Here is a 16,992-nt window from a genome sequence, read left to right on the forward strand (position 1 = left end):
GTATAGTCTTTATTTTAATTTTTAATTCTGCCATTTTAATTGTTTATTAGAAGTTAATTTAAAAATGAACTATGAGAATTGGTGTTGCAGTACTGGCCGTTTTGATGTTATTTATTGGTTGTAAGGAGGATAAGCAAAACGAGGGCTTGTCCGAAGGTCTTTGGGTTGTGGAGTTAGAAATAATGGACAACCAGGTATTGCCATTTAATCTAAAAGTCAATAAAAATGATAACGGCGATTATGCAATGCAAATTTTTAATGCGGAAGAAGTTATTAATGTAGATGAGATTGAAATAAAAGGAGACTCCATTGTAATGCGTACACCTGTTTTTGAAGGTTATTTAGCAGGTACCTTTACCAAGAATAGCATTAAAGGTAAATTCATTAAAGAAAGTTTGGATAGAATAGTACCGTTTAAGGCCGTGCAAGGAAAGGCGGAACGTTTTACTGCCAAGAACGATAATACCAATAAGAATGTCTCAGGTATTTGGGAAACATATTTTAGCCCTAATGTAGAAGAAGAATATGTGGCTAAAGGTATTTTTCTACAGGAGGACAATAGGGTAACGGGTACTTTTAGAACTACTACAGGTGACTACAGGTATTTAGATGGTATACTTGATGGAGATTCATTAAAATTATCGGCTTTTGACGGTGCCCATGCGTTTCTTTTCAATGCAAAGATTACAGATTCTACTATGAACGGTATTTTTTACTCAGGAAATCATTTTAAGGAACCGTTCGTTGCAACCAGAAATGACGGGTTTGAATTGCCTGATCCGGATTCATTGACCTTTCTTAATAAAGGTTATGATAAATTGGCGTTTACATTTCCTGATTTGGAGGGGAAAATGGTTTCTTTAGATGATGAGAAATATAAAGACAAGGTGGTAGTTATACAATTAATGGGAACTTGGTGCCCAAATTGTTTAGACGAAACAAAATTTTTGGTAGAGTATTTAAAAGAGCATAAAGATATAGAAGTAATTGGTTTGGCGTTCGAATCTGCCAAAACAAAAGAATTGGCTATAAAGGGTATAAAAAGATTAAAGGAAAGGGTAGGGGTGACCTATCCAATTTTACTGGCGCAATATGGGACTTATGATAAGCAAAAAGCTCAAGAAAAATTACCGATGCTAAACCATGTGTTGTCTTACCCAACTACAATATTTATTGATAAAAAAGGGGATGTTAGAAAAATTCATACTGGTTTTAACGGTCCTGCCACCGGAGAGAAATATGAGGAATTTAAAACTCATTTCTCTACAATGATTGATGAATTGAGCAATGAATAGGTTATATGATCGTAGATTTTCCCAATCCTATATTTTCATCGTTTATATTGAAGCTTCCATCTAGTTCCATGATGTTATCGGCAATGAAATCTCCAACATAATTGGTACCGTATTTAGAGCTGCCTAAAATATCTGGAGTAACAATTTTTTTGGAAAAAGACTTTAATACAGCGGCAACAACGGCATCGGATTCTTCGTTCATTTTAAAATGCTGCAACAACATCGCCATACTTAAAATGGAAGCAACGGGATTCGCAATATTTTTCCCTGCCGCATTTGGGTAAGAGCCATGTATGGGTTCAAACATTGCATGTTCAAGTCCTACTGATGCAGAAGGTAAAAGACCGATCGAGCCAGCTATTACACTACCTTGGTCTGATAAAATATCACCGAACATATTATCGGTCAAAATTACATCGAACTGTGACGGATTTAAAATCATCTGTACAGCTGCATTATCAATAAATAGGCAATTGAGGGATACATCTGGGTAGCTTTCGGATATGGAACGTACTACACGTCGCCATAAACGAGAAGTTTCTAGCACATTGGCCTTATCTACGAGAGTTACCTTCTTTTTTCTGGAACGTGCAGATTTGAAGGCTAAATGTGCAATTCTGCTTATTTCAGATTCTGTGTAGGTACATGTGTCCGTGGCAGAATTTTTTTCTTCATCAATAGACTTGTCCCCATAGTAAATTCCACCGGCAAGTTCTCTAAAAATAACTAAATCTGTATTTTGGACTTGGGTTTTTGATAATGGTGATTGCTTTACCAGTGAAGGAAAAACTTTTACGGGTCTAATATTGGCGAACAGTCCTAATTTCTTACGTAATTTAAGTAGACCTTGTTCAGGCCAAATTTTTGCTTTGGGGTCGTCATCAAATTCCGGTAAGCCTAATGCACCAAATAATGTTGCATCGGTATTCTTACAAAGTTTTAAGGTCTCTTTTGGTAATGGGCTGCCGGTCTGTTTGATCGCAGTTGCGCCTATAAGTCCTTTTTTAAAGGTAAAGCTATGGCCAAAGGTCTCTTCTACGGAGCGTAAGCACTTAATAGATTGTGCAACGACCTCAGGTCCAATTCCATCTCCTTCTAAAACAGCAATGTCTAAATGCATAATTAGCTAATACTTTGTAAATCTATATTTGATGTTTCAATAATTTGATGAATGTCATCATCTTTAATTTCTTTTCTAGTGTCGGCGTATTTCAAGAATTCTTGGTATACATCGTCTAGTTGCGTTTTTGTTAATTCGTAACCTACTATTTTGGCTCTATAGGCCAAAGCGGCCCTACCACTTCTTGCAGTCAATACAATAGAAGATTCTGTAACGCCAACGTCTGCAGGATCAATTATTTCATAAGTTTCTCTATTCTTGATAACACCATCTTGATGAATGCCAGAGCTATGTGCAAAAGCATTCGCTCCTACAATAGCTTTATTGGGTTGTACCATCATACCCATTTTGCGAGAAACCATTAAACTGGTGTCATACAATAATTGGCTGTTTATGGTCGTGTCTAGATTTAGGTTAGGGTGCTGTCGCATGATCATGACCACCTCTTCTAAGGAAGTGTTGCCCGCACGCTCGCCAATTCCATTAATGGTACATTCAATTTGTCTTGCTCCGTTTATAACACCTGCAATAGAGTTTGCGGTTGCCAAACCTAGATCGTTATGGCAATGGCAAGAAAGAATAGCTTTATCTATTCCTTTTACGTTTTCACGTAAGTATTTAATTTTAGCGCCATATTCATCTGGTAAGCAATAACCGGTAGTGTCTGGAATGTTAAGAACGGTAGCGCCAGCTTTAATTACGGCCTCACAAACACGTGCCAAAAACTCGTTATCCGTACGGCCGGCATCTTCGGCATAAAATTCAACATCTTCAACAAATGTCTTTGCATAGCTGACCGCAGAAACTGCACGTTCTATAATAGCATCTCTGTTAGAATTGAACTTAAATTTTATATGAGAATCAGATGTACCTATACCTGTATGAATTCTTGGTGTTTTAGCATGTTTTAAAGCTTGGGCCGCAACTTCGATGTCATTTTTGACAGCACGCGTCAAACCACATACCGTGGCATTTTTTACGAGCTTGGCTATAGCTTCAACAGATTGAAAGTCACCAGGACTAGATACGGGAAAACCAGCTTCAATTATGTTAACCCCCAATACATCTAGGCGTTCTGCAATGACCAGTTTCTGTTCACGGTCTAATTTACAGCCCGGCACTTGCTCCCCGTCTCTTAATGTAGTGTCAAATATTTGAACGATATCTTTACTCATATTATTTACGTAGTTTTACTCGTCAAACGAATATATAACCTAAAACATAATGCTTATAAAAAATGTAAACTTGTTTACAACGTTAAGCTAGTTTTTTAGGTGTATAAAACATTGAATTTCAATTATTTAAACTCATTTTTTTACGATGACAAATGCGCATAAAGATGCTTTGTTCGTTTTAGTTAAATCACTTTCTAAATCTGAGAAACGTCAATTTAAGCTTTACGTTGGCAGATTAGGGGTGAATACCGATGCCAAATTTTTGGCATTGTTCAATTTATTGGATAAAATTAAGCAGTATGATGAAAAAATAATTTTACAAAGTGGAATCGTCAAGAAAGCACAGCTATCTAATTTAAAGGCTCACCTGTATAAGCAGATTTTGGTAAGTTTAAGATTGAATCCGGTCAATCAGAACATAAGGGTTCAAATTCGTGAGCAGTTAGATTTTGCTACTATCTTATATCAAAAAGGACTTTACAAGCAGAGTTTAAAAATTTTAGATAAGGTAAAGGGTGTTGCCATTGAGAACGAAGAGAAGAACATAGCGTACGAAATAGTAGAGTTAGAAAAAATTATTGAAACTCAGTACATTACTCGTAGTATACCTGACCGCGCAAATGAACTTGCCATACAGGCCAAAGAATTGTCCGGTCATAATGTAATGACCAGTAAGCTGTCAAATCTGTCTTTACAGCTTTATGGTATGATGCTCAAAGTTGGTTATGCCCGTAGCGATGAAGATTATCAAAAGGTGAAAACGTACTTTAACGACCATTTGCCTCTATATAATTTAGAGGATTTGGGTTTTAGGGAAAAATTGTGGCTGTATAAGGCTCATTTATGGTATAGTTTTTTGACGCAAGATTTTTTATCGTGTTTTAAATATGCAAGTAAATGGGTAGATCTTTTCTACGATAATAAAGACATGATTTATTTAAACCCTGTATTCTTTTTAAAAGGGAATCATTATTTATTGGAATCACTTTTTTATGTGCAATATAGTTCTCAATTTAAAGAAGTTTTAGAGCGTTTAGAAAATACGATCAAGGAAAAGGAGTTTCCTGATAATGACAATATCAACTCACTGGTATTCATGTATTTAAATGCCAATAAACTAAACTTGCATTTTCTTGAAGGCACCTTTGAAAAAGGGTTGTATCTGGTTAAAATTATTGAATACGGTATAAACAAACATCGTGATAGAATAGATGTGCACCATGTAATGGTATTGTACTATAAAATTGCCTGTCTATATTTTGGTATTGGAGATAATAAAACTTGTATTCAATATTTAAAAAAGATAATTGAAAATAAAAATTTAAAAATGCGTGAGGACCTTATGTGTTTTGCACGTGTTTTAAGTTTGGTTGCCCATTATGAAGCTGGTATGGATTATCATTTAGAAGTACAATTAAAAAGTACCTATAAGTTTCTTTTAAAAATGGACGATATGCATGCCGTACAAAAGGAAATGATCAAATTTCTTAGGAGTTTGGGTGGTATTTACCCTAATCAATTAAAGGCAGAATTTCAAAAATTGTACAACGAACTTAAAAAGTACGAGGATCATCCGTATGAAAAGAGGGCTTTTCTGTATTTGGATATTTTATCGTGGTTAGAGAGTCACTTACAGAACAAACCTGTTTCTCAAATAATGAGAGAAAAAGCGTTGGCAAAATCCCGTTAAGTAAAATTCATGCAGAAGAAAAGCAACCATGTAAAACATTTGCTTGAAATTAACCTGGCAATGCTATTTGTAGCTACTTCAGGTGCTTTAGGGCGTTATGTTCAGTTACCGGTACCAGTTGCAATTGGTGCTAGGGCGGTTATAGCTTTTGTTGCTTTAGTGCTCTATTGTAAATGGAAAGACTTTAACTTAAAAATCGATAAAAAGGACGCACTTGTAATTTTTTTAAGCGGATTATTGATGGGCGCGCATTGGGTAACCTATTTTTATTCGTTAAAATTATCTAACGTAGCAATTGGTATGCTTTCCGTTTTCACATATCCTGTAATTACTTCATTTTTAGAGCCAATTCTTCTTAAAACCAAATTTCAATTGATGCATTTGCTTCTTGCTTTTTTGGTGCTGACCGGAATGTATTTTCTGAGTCCTACACTAGATTTTGAAAATTCGTATACCATTGCCATTGCATTTGGGGTTTTTTCTGCATTGGCATATGCATTAAGAAACATTATATTAAAGCAAAAAGTTTCTAAATATAATGGAACTGTGCTAATGACATATCAAACAGCAATTGTAGGTATTATTTTATTTCCTTTTCTGTTAACCGTTTCAACAGATGCAATAGTAAATCAATGGGAGGTTTTGGTAGCATTAGCAGTGTTGACCACGGCAATTGGTCATACCATGTTTTTAATGACATTTAAACACTTTAATATTACAACAGTTAGCATTTTAAGCAGTGTACAGCCTGTTTACGGTATTTTAATTGCAGCTGTTTTTTTGTCTGAAATACCTAAGGGTACAACAATTTTAGGAGGAATACTGATTTTAAGTTCTGTTGTAATAGAAAGTATTCGCTCAAAAAAGAAGACTTAGAGATATGTTTTAATTTTGAGAATTGATGCCAGGTGTACTTGCTCCGAACTGATTAATGATGTTGTCTCCAAATTTGGTAAACTGTTCGTTTTTTGCCATTTCCCTAACTTTTACCGGATCAAAGTCTCCGTTGAAATATAGAAATGAACCTGTTTGGCTATCGTTGTTATAGATAAGAATTTCTTTAACTAGGTTTTTTTTCTCTCTGATCGAGACAACGTTACGCTTTAGATTGTCATTTTTTCTAAAAACTTCTATAAAAGAATTGCCGGTAATGCCGTTCATCTGCTGATTTAAAAATTGTGTTTTGCTAGAAGTTGCACTCGGAAATTGCATATATCTTAAATCCTTGGCATTGCCGACCATAGCTTTCATTTCAGGCGAAATTTCGCTGATCATTGAAAGCATAAACTGTGGTACGCGTATAGCGGTTACCTGATTGTCATTTTTATGGGCATCGTAAAAAGAGTCAATAGAATTATAACTGCCGCATGAAGTTATACTTACAAATAAAATAAAGGTGAATATTTTCTTTAACATGGTTATAGTGTTTAAGTTAAAAGTAAGAAAATTATAGACATGCATTCCAAATAGGGTCAATAGGAGGAGGTGCTATAATTTCTAAAGGTTCTTTTTTTACCGGATGCATCAACTTTAATTTTCTAGCATGTAGATGTATGCTTCCATCGGCATTGCTTCTGCTGAAACCGTATTTTAAATCTCCTTTTATAGGGCTTCCTATTGCGGTAAGTTGAGAGCGTATTTGATGATGACGACCGGTTTCCAGGTCTACTTCAAGTAGAAAATAGCGATCAAGTTTTTTTAATATTCTGTAGCTTAAAATAGCTTTTTTACTATCCGGAACCTCTTTAATGTTAGCGTAAGATTTATTTTGTTTGTTGTTTCGCCTCAACCAATGAACCAGTCTTTTCTGGGGTTCGGTAGGACTATCCTTTACAATTGCCCAATATGTTTTTTTGGCATCTTTTTCCGCGAACATTTTGTTTAGCCTGGGCAATGCCTTAGAAGTTTTTGCAAACACTACAATGCCCGATGTAGGTCTGTCCAAACGATGCACCACGCCTAAATAAACATTTCCTGGTTTATTGTACTTCTTTTTAAGAAAAGCCTTAACGGCGTCGCTTAAAGGTTTATCCCCGGTTTTATCACCTTGTACAATATCTCCTGGCCGTTTATTGATTACGATCAAGTGGTTGTCTTCAAACAGAACTTGAAGATTATCTACGGTAGAATGTTGTTTTTTTGACAAATTTCAGACTTATCTCATTAACTTTTCAACAGTATAAATTTACAATATCCTTAAAGTGCTTGGATAGTGGGTCTTGTTTAATATTGCTCTTCGTCATTAGGGAAATCTTGACTTTTTACGTCACTGACATAATTTGATATTGCCTTCCCCATTTCCTCGTAAAGGTTCATGTATCTACGTAAAAATCTAGGGTTAAATTCGTGGGTCATACCTAATAGGTCATGCACCACTAAAACTTGACCGTCAGCATGTTTTCCTCCGCCAATTCCAATAGTAGGAATGGTCAAACTTTCAGAAACCTTTTTTGTGAGTTGAGCAGGTATTTTCTCTAATACCAAACCAAAACATCCTAACTTTTCTAATAATTTTGCATCCTCCATCAGTTTTTCCGCTTCTTCCTCTTCTTTTGCACGAACTGTATAGGTTCCAAATTTGTATATAGACTGTGGCGTTAGGCCTAAATGTCCCATTACCGGTATTCCTGCTGCTAGAATTCTCTTTACGGATTCTTTAATTTCAGCACCACCTTCTAATTTTACAGCGTGGGCACCACTTTCCTTCATAATTCTAATTGCAGAACGTAAAGCTTCTTTTGGATCACTTTGGTAACTACCAAAAGGTAAATCTACAACTACCAAAGCTCTGTCTATAGCTCTAATGACCGATGATGCATGGTAAATCATTTGGTCTAAGGTAATTGGTAAGGTTGTTTCATGACCAGCCATTACATTACTGGCAGAATCGCCAACTAAAATAACATCTACCTTGGCAGCGTCCACAATTTTGGCCATGGAATAGTCATATGCAGTAAGCATAGAGATCTTTTCTCCATTCTTCTTCATATCTACAAGTGATTTCACCGTTACTCTTTTGTATTCTTTTTTGGCTACAGACATATTTTTATATTGATTAAGAGCCATAAAAGTAAGGAGTTTTAACGAGATCTAAATAGAATCCATTGGAAAGTGTTGGTGCTAAATTTGATTATTTTTACCGCAAGTAACTTTTTATAAGAATCCATGAAATATTTTGCTTTCCTTTTACCATTCTTGTTTATCAACCTAATTAAGGCACAAGCAGATGAAGAGGTAAAAGTTAAATACGCGGTTGAAACTTTTTTTTACGCATTAAATGGTAAAAATGAACATGCAATGAAACGTGTAGTTAAATCTGATATTTTAATGCAGACCGTAGTTACCTTAAATGAATCAGGTAAAATGGATTACCGAAAAAACGGTATTCAGGATTTAATATATTTCATGTCTTCCACACCGGATTCAATACCTTTTCACGAAAAAATATTGGATTATAAATTGCAAATAGACGGGGGTATTGCCCAAGTCTGGGCCCCATACGAATTTTGGTATAATGGCGAGTTCAGTCACTGCGGTGTTAATTCTTTTCAGTTAATGAAAGAAAAAGATGCATGGAAAATCATCCACTTGCTAGATTCTAGGAGAAGAGAAGACTGTAAAACAATATCCGATCAACATTAAAAATCTATTTCCATGATAGGGAACTGGAGGCCTCCACTGATGGGAAATCTTTAGGAATCTTTTGGGTAACCTTGCCTGTAGCTGCCCATTCGGTACCGCGTTGTAACGTAGTTATAAAACCTACACACTCCATAGAATAATCAAAATGTCCTAAGGTAGAATGAAAAATACGACCCTTACCGTAATTAATGGCCATGAGTTGAGGAACATTCTGACCTAAACCTGTAATTGAAGGGTCCCAAGGCGGGGCATTCTTTTCTACGTCTGCAAATGCCGTCGCCAATATGGTTGCATTTTCAAAAGGACCTCTCATGCGCTCATACATTTCATCGGGTGTATGTAGCCATTTTTCAGGAATACCTTTCATAATCGGGTGATCCGGTGCCCTATTGGTCAATTCAAACTCATATTCAGGACCGTGAGAACCACAGACTCCCTCAGAGGTGTCTTTTATCAATTCCCCGTTAGCATCATAGTACACATATGGTCCGGATTTCTCATCACGACCTCCCCATGCTCCTAAACCGATCATTTTATTATATTCTTCCCAGTCTCCCCATGCGTTATCGGCAGAATGTATTACCACTAGACCTCCACCGTTTTTCATATATTCCTCAAAATCTTTTCTGGTCTGTTCTGGCCACAGAGGAGAATCGGCCCCTAGATTGGAAATTATAACGTCATAATCGTTAAAAGGGAATTTAAAATCAGAAGTTTTTATAGGACTTTCAGATATGTGATATACTTTATCGTTCAAAGGATAGGATTCTATGAAAGAAGTATAGCTTTCAGGTCTTGTCTTATTATATTTTATGCCCAACCAGATTGAATCCATTCTTTGAATATCTACCGTGAATAAATTAGTCTGCTCTAAATAATCTTTCATCATCATGGTAGTCTTTGGCCACACATAATGATTGTTCTGTCCATCAATAATTAATGCTTTTAGTTTAGTAGGTGGTTGGGCTTGTTCGGCAATTTCTTTCTTTTTCTCGCCACAAGCGGTGAACATTAAGCTACATAAAATTATTGCCATTAAATTTTTCATATTGATGGGTTACGATTATTGTTGACTTTAAATGTACATGAAGAAGTTAAGATGACAAAAAACTTGGTACAATAAGTATAGGGTAAAAAGTAGACATCTTTTTGCTGAAGATAAAAACTGATCTTAAATTAGCATGGAAATTAAAGCACAGCAGAATGAAAATATTAGGAATAGGGTCAAGAATAATACATAAAGAATACGGCAAAGGAGTAATTACCAATGTTTCAAGCAATATGTATTGGGTCACATTCATTGATAAAGGATTGGAGACCATAGAAATTGATGCGGATATAGAGGTTGTTGAAGCAATTGAAAATGAAGTGGATACCGTTAGTTTTTTTGATGTAGAAAGTTCTTTGGTAGCTATTTTGCAAAAATGGAGTGATGCAACGCAGCGAGTGGCCATTGCCGATAAGTGGAAGGGTGGAAGTTTAATTTTAGAGCCCGGGGAAGTAGGTGTGAGCAATAAAGAAATTCCAATAAATACGTTCTTTCATAAAATTGTGATGGTGCGTGACCGTATACGGGTTATGGAGCAAAAAATAAATTCAAGCAAGAATTTAGATGATCAAGAGAAAATAGATTTGCAACAGTACATTACTCGTATCTACGGTAGTTTAACAACATTTAATGTTCTTTTTAAGGCAAAAAGCGATCATTTTGTTGGCGAGAAATCGGGTAAATAGATTTCCGGTTCAATTTTGAACACGAAGCGCTTTTACAATTTCATATTGTTTTTTAACAATAGCTTCATTTACCATATGGGCCGCTTTTGAAACGATTACAAATTCTTTTCTTGGGGCCCTAATTTTATCAAAATAAGGTTTGGTCAATTCCTTTGGGCATAAAACGTCATTTTCTCCTTGAATTAAATAAACCGGTAGCTTAAATGTTACTGCTGTTTTATCAAAATTAATGTGCGTGGTCATTGCGGGTACCCCCAAATACTCATCGCCCACAAGATTTAAGAAAGTATAATCATCGCCATCGTATCTATTTTTACTATCATGGTTGTTGTCATATTCATCTGCAATTTTTCGCCATTTAAAGGGTACAGGTTCTGAATGTTCTTTTTCAAACCGTTTCACCACATTTAGTAGCTGACCATAATCTTTTGCTCTCTGGTATGGTGGTGCGCCCAGATCATTAAGTTTTTTTACGGCTTGATCATCTAACTTTTCTTTGGCAAGTTTAAAAACTTCATAATAGGCATTATTAATATTTCTAGTAAAATTTACAAATTGAGCATGGCCAAGATAGGCGTGAAATAAATCTGGATTTTTTTGCGCCATTTGTGTCGCCAATATAGAGCCCCAAGAAGTGCCGATCAATATTAATTTGCTCTTATCTAATCGATTTAATACATACTCTGAAACTGCAATACCATCATTGGTCATTTGTTCAAATGAAAGTAGATTATTGGTATAAAAATCATTGTTCATTTCTTTAGGTCGATTAATACCAAATGTTTTACCGGAGCCTCGTTGATCCCAATGTACTATGGTATACTCTTTCATCCAACCAGCATAGACATTTTCTTTATAATAGCTCATGGTGCTTCCCGGACCACCGTGAACCAGCAACACCACGGGATTATTGGTGTCATTTCCGCTAATGGATACCCATTGTTCAATACCGCCAATACTAACATACTTATGTTCGGAAATTTTGGTTTGCCCATGGCCCATATACGCTATAAGCAGTAGAGCTGATAACACAATGTATCTTAATTTCATTTCGTATATATTGATTATAACTAAATAGTATTTAGTCTTGTATTTGAAAGCGTAATACTGTTTTAAGTTTTTCTTCAGAAACTTTTCTAAAATCAGACAAGTATATTTCTTTATGAACCTTTGACTTTCGTTTTAAGTTGTTTGTATTGGCAAAATCTTCCATTACTTTAAACGTTTTAATTTCATTTTCAAAGCTGCCTATATGTAACATTTGTACACATAGACCTTCGGTTATTTCAGTGAATTGTATACGTTCTAAAAGTCTTTGTGGTTTCTTTTTTTTGGTGCTTTCAAGTATTTCATTAAAAATATCCAAACCTATAAATTCTGGTTGCCTGATCATTAAATTATAAACTAGCTCATTTTTATTTATTATACCGTTAAAATTCTTTTTGGCACGTTCAGAGATGTCCCATACACCTTCAAGCGGGTAAACTGTCCAATCGCTATAGTTTTCTGGTAAGACATCAGTTTTCTTTAATGTCATTTTAATAGCATATGCAAGACTGTACAGTGCCTGTATATATTCTGTAAAAGTTGCACTATTAGGATTACCCTCTCCGTGGATACTTAAATATTTAAACTTTGGTATGGTTACCAGTTTTGGGGTACTCTTAGGCAAATAAATACCTTTTTCCGTTTTTCTCCATTCATGTTTTACTATCGCCTTCATATAAACAAAGTAAGTAAATAAGGCAAAAGGTTGCACGGTTCATATAATTAACTTGTAGTTTATAGTACTGTATAAAGCTCTATCGCGCAGTTATTATTCATTTGTTAGCTGTTTTATTATATTTTATAATAAGACTTGTTTTTAATTGTGCATTGGCTATTTTAGAATAAAATTTATATCATGGGTAAGGTGGTTACGTTCGGTGAAGTATTAATGAGAATCTCACCTAGAGGCAACAAAAAATTCGTTCAATCCAATATTGTTGAGTTTTATTTTGGCGGGACGGAGTTAAATGTGGGAATTTCCATTTCTAATTTTGGAGGCAATGTAAAACACATTAGTGCCGTATCCGATGATTTTATTGGAGATACTGCCTTGACCTATATTCAAAAATTTGGGGTAGATACATCTGCAGTTGTAAAGTCTAAAAGACCTTTGGGTGTTTATTTTCTAGAAGTAGGCGCAGTAATAAGGCCCAGCATGATATCCTATAACCGATCCCATTCAGCATTTTCTGAAATAGAGCCCTCTAAAGTAAATTGGGAAAATGCATTGGAAGATGCAGGGTGGATGCATTGGACGGGTATAACACCTGCATTGTCAGAGGGAGCTTATGTTACCTTGAAAGAAGGACTAAAATTAGCAAGAGAAAAAGGTGTTGCCGTTTCTGCCGACCCTACCTATCGTAGTGGTTTATGGAAATATGGTCAAGATCCAAAAGAAGCATTAATAGAATTATTGCATTATTCTACCATATTTATTGGTGGCGTAAATGAAATTAATGAGGTTTTGGGAACCGACTTTGGGTATGAAAACGATGACTTTATAGCGGCTAGTAAACAACTGATGAAGGAATTTCCAAGCATTGAAAAAGTATTTGATAAAATTAGAACTTCATTAAATTCTTCTTGGCATAAAATAAGGGCAAGAATGTGGAATGGTAAAGAGTTTAGGGAGACGCAGGATATAGATATAACCCACGTTGTTGACCGTATAGGAACAGGTGATGCGTTTGCTGCAGGATTGATTTACGGGTTACAACAATATGGTGATTATAAAGCCATGGAGTTTGCCAGTGCAGCATGTGCTTTAAAGCATACTTATGAAGGTGATGTAAATTTTGCAACCGTAAATGAGGTCAACAATATAATTGCAGGCAATATTACGGGCAGATTGGTACGATAGAATTAAGACTATTGTAAATTTTCAACTTTTATCATGCCTGTAATTTGGCATGAGCGTTTTACCGTGTTGTATATAGTACCGTGTTTTTCAATGTTTTTTTTCAAAAGTCCTGTATTTAGTTTTTCATCATTGCTATAAATAATTAAATTGTAAACAATGTTATCCATTCTCGGTGGATTTTCAAGCCTATCTGCGTTAATTTCTAAATCGGTTTTCTGATATTCAAACTTCATCATTTTAGAAAAACGTTCAACATTTTTTAACATGCAAGCAGCAAAAGAACCCAAAAATAATTCCGCAGGATTTGGAAGACTTTTTGAAGTTGAATTGGTAGTTACAAAATCTATACTGGATTTTTTAATATGAATTGTAGCGTCATCGTTAGATTTAGAATTAGCATTTATTCTATAGTTCATGTAGCAATTTTTATATTGTAACAATACCTTATTGGTATACCATTGTAATATTTGGTACTGTAAAATTACAATTCAATGCGCTACTAAAAACTGATTAAAGTCACACTTATTCAGTTAAACATAAAAGCAGGAAAAAAGAATTTAGGGGTTAGGGAATGAGAACTTGTTTTTAAAATCGAATACTTTTTCTGAAGCACCGTTTATTTGAAGGTAATCAAGAAGAGCAACAGCGTTCTGCACAGTAGGGTAATCACCCTTATTGATCCACCACATTGCATTAGATGCCTTACCATATTTTAAAAACCATTCTTTTCTTCTTCTTAAGAAATTGGTATGGAAAGTTCTGTATACAAATTTTTCTAAAGTTTCAATAGATTCCCAAACAGATATGTTTACAATTACTTGTTCATCATTGTAAGGGTTGAAGCTAGAAGCATCATTGGTTTCATCTTTAAGTCTCCATATAAAACCTTCACTTTGTTCTGCTAGCTGGTTGACCTTATCTAAGTTGTCGACAAACTCTTTCATAATTGGGTCGTTAATGCTTACTCCCCTCATTCTGGCAATATTGATCTGTGCTAATTGGTAATGGTTCTCCATGTAATCAATGCTTATAAATATGAGCTCAATAAAATATATTACATATTTATACCAAGGTAAATTACCAAATTAACAAAAATGAATTATAAATCTACACGGCTTCCTTTTTTTCAGATAAATATTTCCAATAACGCTTTGGTACATGTTGAACATGTAATTTGGTATTGATTCTAGACTTAATAGTGGTACTTTTAAAATAGTTGTTCCATAAGTCTTGATAATTGTATTCTTCCTCTGTAAATACAGCGCTTTTTTCAATACTATTAGTGTGAATATCCGTTAAATCAAGTGATATGATTTCTACGGTCTGTAAATCATAAAATATCCCGTATTTGCGCTTAACATCATAAATAATCCATTGCTGATCGGCATATCTATTTCTAAAGTGTTTTGATATTAGTGGTAGCACATCAAAATCTGGTTCTATATTGGCAAAATAAACATCGTCTTTAGTGAGTTGAAATCGAACAAAGGCTTCCATTCTGTGTTTTTCTCTACCTACTTTATGAGCTATTTGATTTATTTTCAAAATTGCATCATCGCCAAAATCTGTTGAGCCCAAATACTTGCCACCCATTAATTTTTGTATGTAGTGATAGAGTAGTGCCTCAATATTATTTTGCTCACTTAAAAAAGCAAAGTAAATATTCTTAATTGCCGAATTATTTTTTTTTCGTACACCATTCCAAACACGCTGTGCTTTTTCAATATTTGTAAAAATTGTTTCGGTTTCGGCAAAGAGTCCTTTTTGAAATTGACTGTTTTTTTGAATGTCGGCATGAGCTAATTTTTGTTCAAAGCCAATAAAAACAGCAGTCAAAAAACCATTGAAACTACCATCGTAAACTAGAATTTTTGAAGTATTCATATTATAGTTTTAGAAGTTGAAAAAAAATATACGAGTAATGATTTTTAGTCTTTTTTTAATTTTAGTTTTTAATAATACCAATTGGTATCCTAAAGTTAAAATTTGACTCTGACTACGGTTTAAAACAATGTTCAAAATTGAAATGTTTTGTGTATTTAATGGGCTGTTAAGATTTTCCATAGTCATAAAATTATAGTTAAGTTATACTTTAGTTAAATAGAGATAATTGATTGTTATATTGCTTTTTAAATTTACCGTTTTGAGATTGTAAAATCATTCCTTTAATTTTAGGTGCGTCTAAATCTCTACGTTCCCAATCATTAGAATTACAGATAATAAAATACTTAGCTCTATTGAGCGCAATTCCCATTTTTTTAAGATGTTCCCAATTTAAACTACGATATTTTCTTGCGCTTATTATTTTATGTACAGAGCCCATACCTATTCCCGGTATTCTTGCCAGCATTCGTGGTTCTGCTTTGTTAATGTCTACCGGAAAATGATTTAGGTTACGTAGTGCCCACATTAATTTGGGGTCAATATCCATATCTAAATTTGGATTGTCAGCATCCAATATTTCATTTACACTAAAACCATAAAAACGAAGGAGCCAATCTGTCTGATATAACCTGTTTTCACGAAGCATTGGAACTTCTGAGCCTAATGACGGTAGTCTACTATCTGTAGAAATAGGAACATAGCCAGAGTAATAAACACGTTTCATTTTATAATTTTTATAAAAATGTGTGGCAGAGTACATAATGTCCTTGTCACTTTCTCCTGTAGCACCAACTATCATTTGGGTGCTTTGACCTGCAGGAGCATATTTGGCGGTACTTTTAATGATTTTACGTTCTTCTTTGTAACGTATAATTTCATCTTTAACCTTTTGCATAGGCTTAATGAAATCTTCATGTTTTTTATCTGGGGCCAATAGTTTAAGGCCGGAAATAGTGGGGATTTCAATGTTGACCGATAAACGGTCAGCATATAAACCGGCCTCATACATTAGTTCGTCACTGGCACCAGGTATGGACTTTAAATGAATATAGCCGTTAAAATTTTCTTCTTCACGCAATTTTTTAGCTACGGCAATAAGTCGTTCCATAGTGTGGTCGGCACTTTTGAAAATACCGGAACTTAAGAAAAGACCCTCTATATAATTTCTTCTATAAAAATTAATGGTTAGGTCTACTACTTCTTGTATTTTAAAAGCAGCTCTTTGTATGTCGTTACTTTTACGAGTAACACAATATGCACAATCAAAAATGCAATGATTGGTTAATAATATCTTTAACAAGGAGACACAACGCCCATCTTCTGTATAGGTATGGCAAATTCCGGTACCGGTGTCGCCCAAACCATTATTCTTGTTTTTCCGATTACTGCCGCTACTTGAGCAAGACACATCATATTTAGCGGCATCTGCCAAAATGTTCAATTTTTCTTTAATTCGATTAAAATCCATAGCAATTAGTAATTAATCCAAAATTATGGAAATATTCCTAATTATGGAAATATTCCTAATTATTTTTTGGATATAA

18 protein-coding genes are annotated in these 16,992 nt (G+C 34.7%); 6 read left to right on the forward strand and 12 right to left on the reverse strand.

Going from position 1 to position 16,992, the window contains the following annotated elements; all coding sequences use genetic code 11:
• Nucleotides 1-71: 71 nt before the first annotated feature.
• On the forward strand, nucleotides 72-1,295 hold the full coding sequence (locus tag PXC01_RS11005) for a TlpA family protein disulfide reductase (protein WP_276472349.1): 1,224 nt from the start codon (nucleotides 72-74) through the stop codon (nucleotides 1,293-1,295).
• Between the two features lies 1 nt (nucleotide 1,296).
• Here the strand turns inward: PXC01_RS11005 and leuB are convergent, their stop codons facing one another.
• Nucleotides 1,297-2,415 (reverse strand): 3-isopropylmalate dehydrogenase, encoded by a 1,119-nt coding sequence (gene leuB / locus PXC01_RS11010; RefSeq protein ID WP_276472350.1) that lies wholly within the window; start codon nucleotides 2,413-2,415, stop codon nucleotides 1,297-1,299.
• A gap of 2 nt (nucleotides 2,416-2,417) precedes the next feature.
• Complete coding sequence (locus tag PXC01_RS11015) at nucleotides 2,418-3,590, reverse strand: 2-isopropylmalate synthase (protein WP_276472351.1); 1,173 nt, start codon at nucleotides 3,588-3,590, stop codon at nucleotides 2,418-2,420.
• Nucleotides 3,591-3,735: 145 nt separating this feature from the next.
• Here PXC01_RS11015 and PXC01_RS11020 point away from each other — a divergent pair, with 145 nt between their 5' ends.
• Together PXC01_RS11020 and PXC01_RS11025 are read left to right on the forward strand one after the other, a co-directional pair.
• A complete protein-coding gene (locus PXC01_RS11020; protein WP_276472352.1) occupies nucleotides 3,736-5,280 on the forward strand; it encodes a hypothetical protein in 1,545 nt (514 codons plus the stop codon).
• 9 nt (nucleotides 5,281-5,289) lie between these two features.
• Nucleotides 5,290-6,156 (forward strand): DMT family transporter, encoded by an 867-nt coding sequence (locus PXC01_RS11025; RefSeq protein ID WP_276472353.1) that lies wholly within the window; start codon nucleotides 5,290-5,292, stop codon nucleotides 6,154-6,156.
• A gap of 9 nt (nucleotides 6,157-6,165) precedes the next feature.
• On the opposite strand, the gene PXC01_RS11030 is transcribed toward PXC01_RS11025, so the two are convergent.
• From PXC01_RS11030 to panB, 3 genes are all read right to left on the reverse strand, one after another.
• Nucleotides 6,166-6,696 (reverse strand): DUF4252 domain-containing protein, encoded by a 531-nt coding sequence (locus tag PXC01_RS11030; protein WP_276472354.1) that lies wholly within the window; start codon nucleotides 6,694-6,696, stop codon nucleotides 6,166-6,168.
• A 31-nt stretch (nucleotides 6,697-6,727) separates the two neighbouring features.
• On the reverse strand, nucleotides 6,728-7,426 hold the full coding sequence (locus PXC01_RS11035; protein WP_276472355.1) for an RluA family pseudouridine synthase: 699 nt from the start codon (nucleotides 7,424-7,426) through the stop codon (nucleotides 6,728-6,730).
• A gap of 77 nt (nucleotides 7,427-7,503) precedes the next feature.
• Complete coding sequence (gene panB / locus PXC01_RS11040) at nucleotides 7,504-8,322, reverse strand: 3-methyl-2-oxobutanoate hydroxymethyltransferase (protein ID WP_276472594.1); 819 nt, start codon at nucleotides 8,320-8,322, stop codon at nucleotides 7,504-7,506.
• Between the two features lie 123 nt (nucleotides 8,323-8,445).
• Between panB and PXC01_RS11045 the strand changes: the two genes are divergently transcribed.
• A complete protein-coding gene (locus PXC01_RS11045; RefSeq protein WP_276472356.1) occupies nucleotides 8,446-8,922 on the forward strand; it encodes a nuclear transport factor 2 family protein in 477 nt (158 codons plus the stop codon).
• A 4-nt stretch (nucleotides 8,923-8,926) separates the two neighbouring features.
• Here the strand turns inward: PXC01_RS11045 and PXC01_RS11050 are convergent, their stop codons facing one another.
• Complete coding sequence (locus tag PXC01_RS11050; protein ID WP_276472357.1) at nucleotides 8,927-9,970, reverse strand: ThuA domain-containing protein; 1,044 nt, start codon at nucleotides 9,968-9,970, stop codon at nucleotides 8,927-8,929.
• A gap of 155 nt (nucleotides 9,971-10,125) precedes the next feature.
• On the opposite strand from PXC01_RS11050, the gene PXC01_RS11055 reads away from it, so the two are divergent.
• Nucleotides 10,126-10,656, forward strand: a complete 531-nt coding sequence (locus PXC01_RS11055) for a hypothetical protein (RefSeq protein WP_276472358.1) — start codon at nucleotides 10,126-10,128, stop codon at nucleotides 10,654-10,656.
• A gap of 9 nt (nucleotides 10,657-10,665) precedes the next feature.
• Here PXC01_RS11055 and PXC01_RS11060 read toward each other — a convergent pair whose 3' ends face one another.
• Together PXC01_RS11060 and PXC01_RS11065 are read right to left on the reverse strand one after the other, a co-directional pair.
• Entirely contained in the window at nucleotides 10,666-11,706 is a 1,041-nt protein-coding gene (locus PXC01_RS11060; protein ID WP_276472359.1) for an alpha/beta hydrolase, read from the reverse strand.
• A 31-nt stretch (nucleotides 11,707-11,737) separates the two neighbouring features.
• A complete protein-coding gene (locus PXC01_RS11065; RefSeq protein WP_276472360.1) occupies nucleotides 11,738-12,379 on the reverse strand; it encodes a GyrI-like domain-containing protein in 642 nt (213 codons plus the stop codon).
• A 180-nt stretch (nucleotides 12,380-12,559) separates the two neighbouring features.
• Here PXC01_RS11065 and PXC01_RS11070 point away from each other — a divergent pair, with 180 nt between their 5' ends.
• A complete protein-coding gene (locus PXC01_RS11070; protein WP_276472361.1) occupies nucleotides 12,560-13,564 on the forward strand; it encodes a sugar kinase in 1,005 nt (334 codons plus the stop codon).
• 8 nt (nucleotides 13,565-13,572) lie between these two features.
• Here the strand turns inward: PXC01_RS11070 and PXC01_RS11075 are convergent, their stop codons facing one another.
• The 4 genes from PXC01_RS11075 to PXC01_RS11090 form a co-directional block, all read right to left on the reverse strand.
• The gene (locus tag PXC01_RS11075) at nucleotides 13,573-13,980 is read right to left on the reverse strand and encodes an OsmC family protein (RefSeq protein ID WP_276472362.1); all 408 of its coding nucleotides are present in this window, start codon (nucleotides 13,978-13,980) and stop codon (nucleotides 13,573-13,575) included.
• Between the two features lie 141 nt (nucleotides 13,981-14,121).
• On the reverse strand, nucleotides 14,122-14,580 hold the full coding sequence (locus tag PXC01_RS11080; protein ID WP_276472363.1) for a DUF3291 domain-containing protein: 459 nt from the start codon (nucleotides 14,578-14,580) through the stop codon (nucleotides 14,122-14,124).
• Nucleotides 14,581-14,671: 91 nt separating this feature from the next.
• Nucleotides 14,672-15,448 carry a TIGR03915 family putative DNA repair protein gene (locus PXC01_RS11085; RefSeq protein ID WP_276472364.1) on the reverse strand — a complete coding sequence of 259 codons (777 nt, stop codon included), beginning with the start codon at nucleotides 15,446-15,448 and terminating at the stop codon, nucleotides 14,672-14,674.
• A 208-nt stretch (nucleotides 15,449-15,656) separates the two neighbouring features.
• Entirely contained in the window at nucleotides 15,657-16,916 is a 1,260-nt protein-coding gene (locus PXC01_RS11090) for a putative DNA modification/repair radical SAM protein (RefSeq protein WP_276472365.1), read from the reverse strand.
• Nucleotides 16,917-16,992 lie beyond the last annotated feature (76 nt).

Origin of the sequence: Maribacter huludaoensis (assembly GCF_029350945.1) — a bacterium.
Classification (GTDB): Bacteria; Bacteroidota; Bacteroidia; order Flavobacteriales; family Flavobacteriaceae; genus Maribacter; species Maribacter huludaoensis.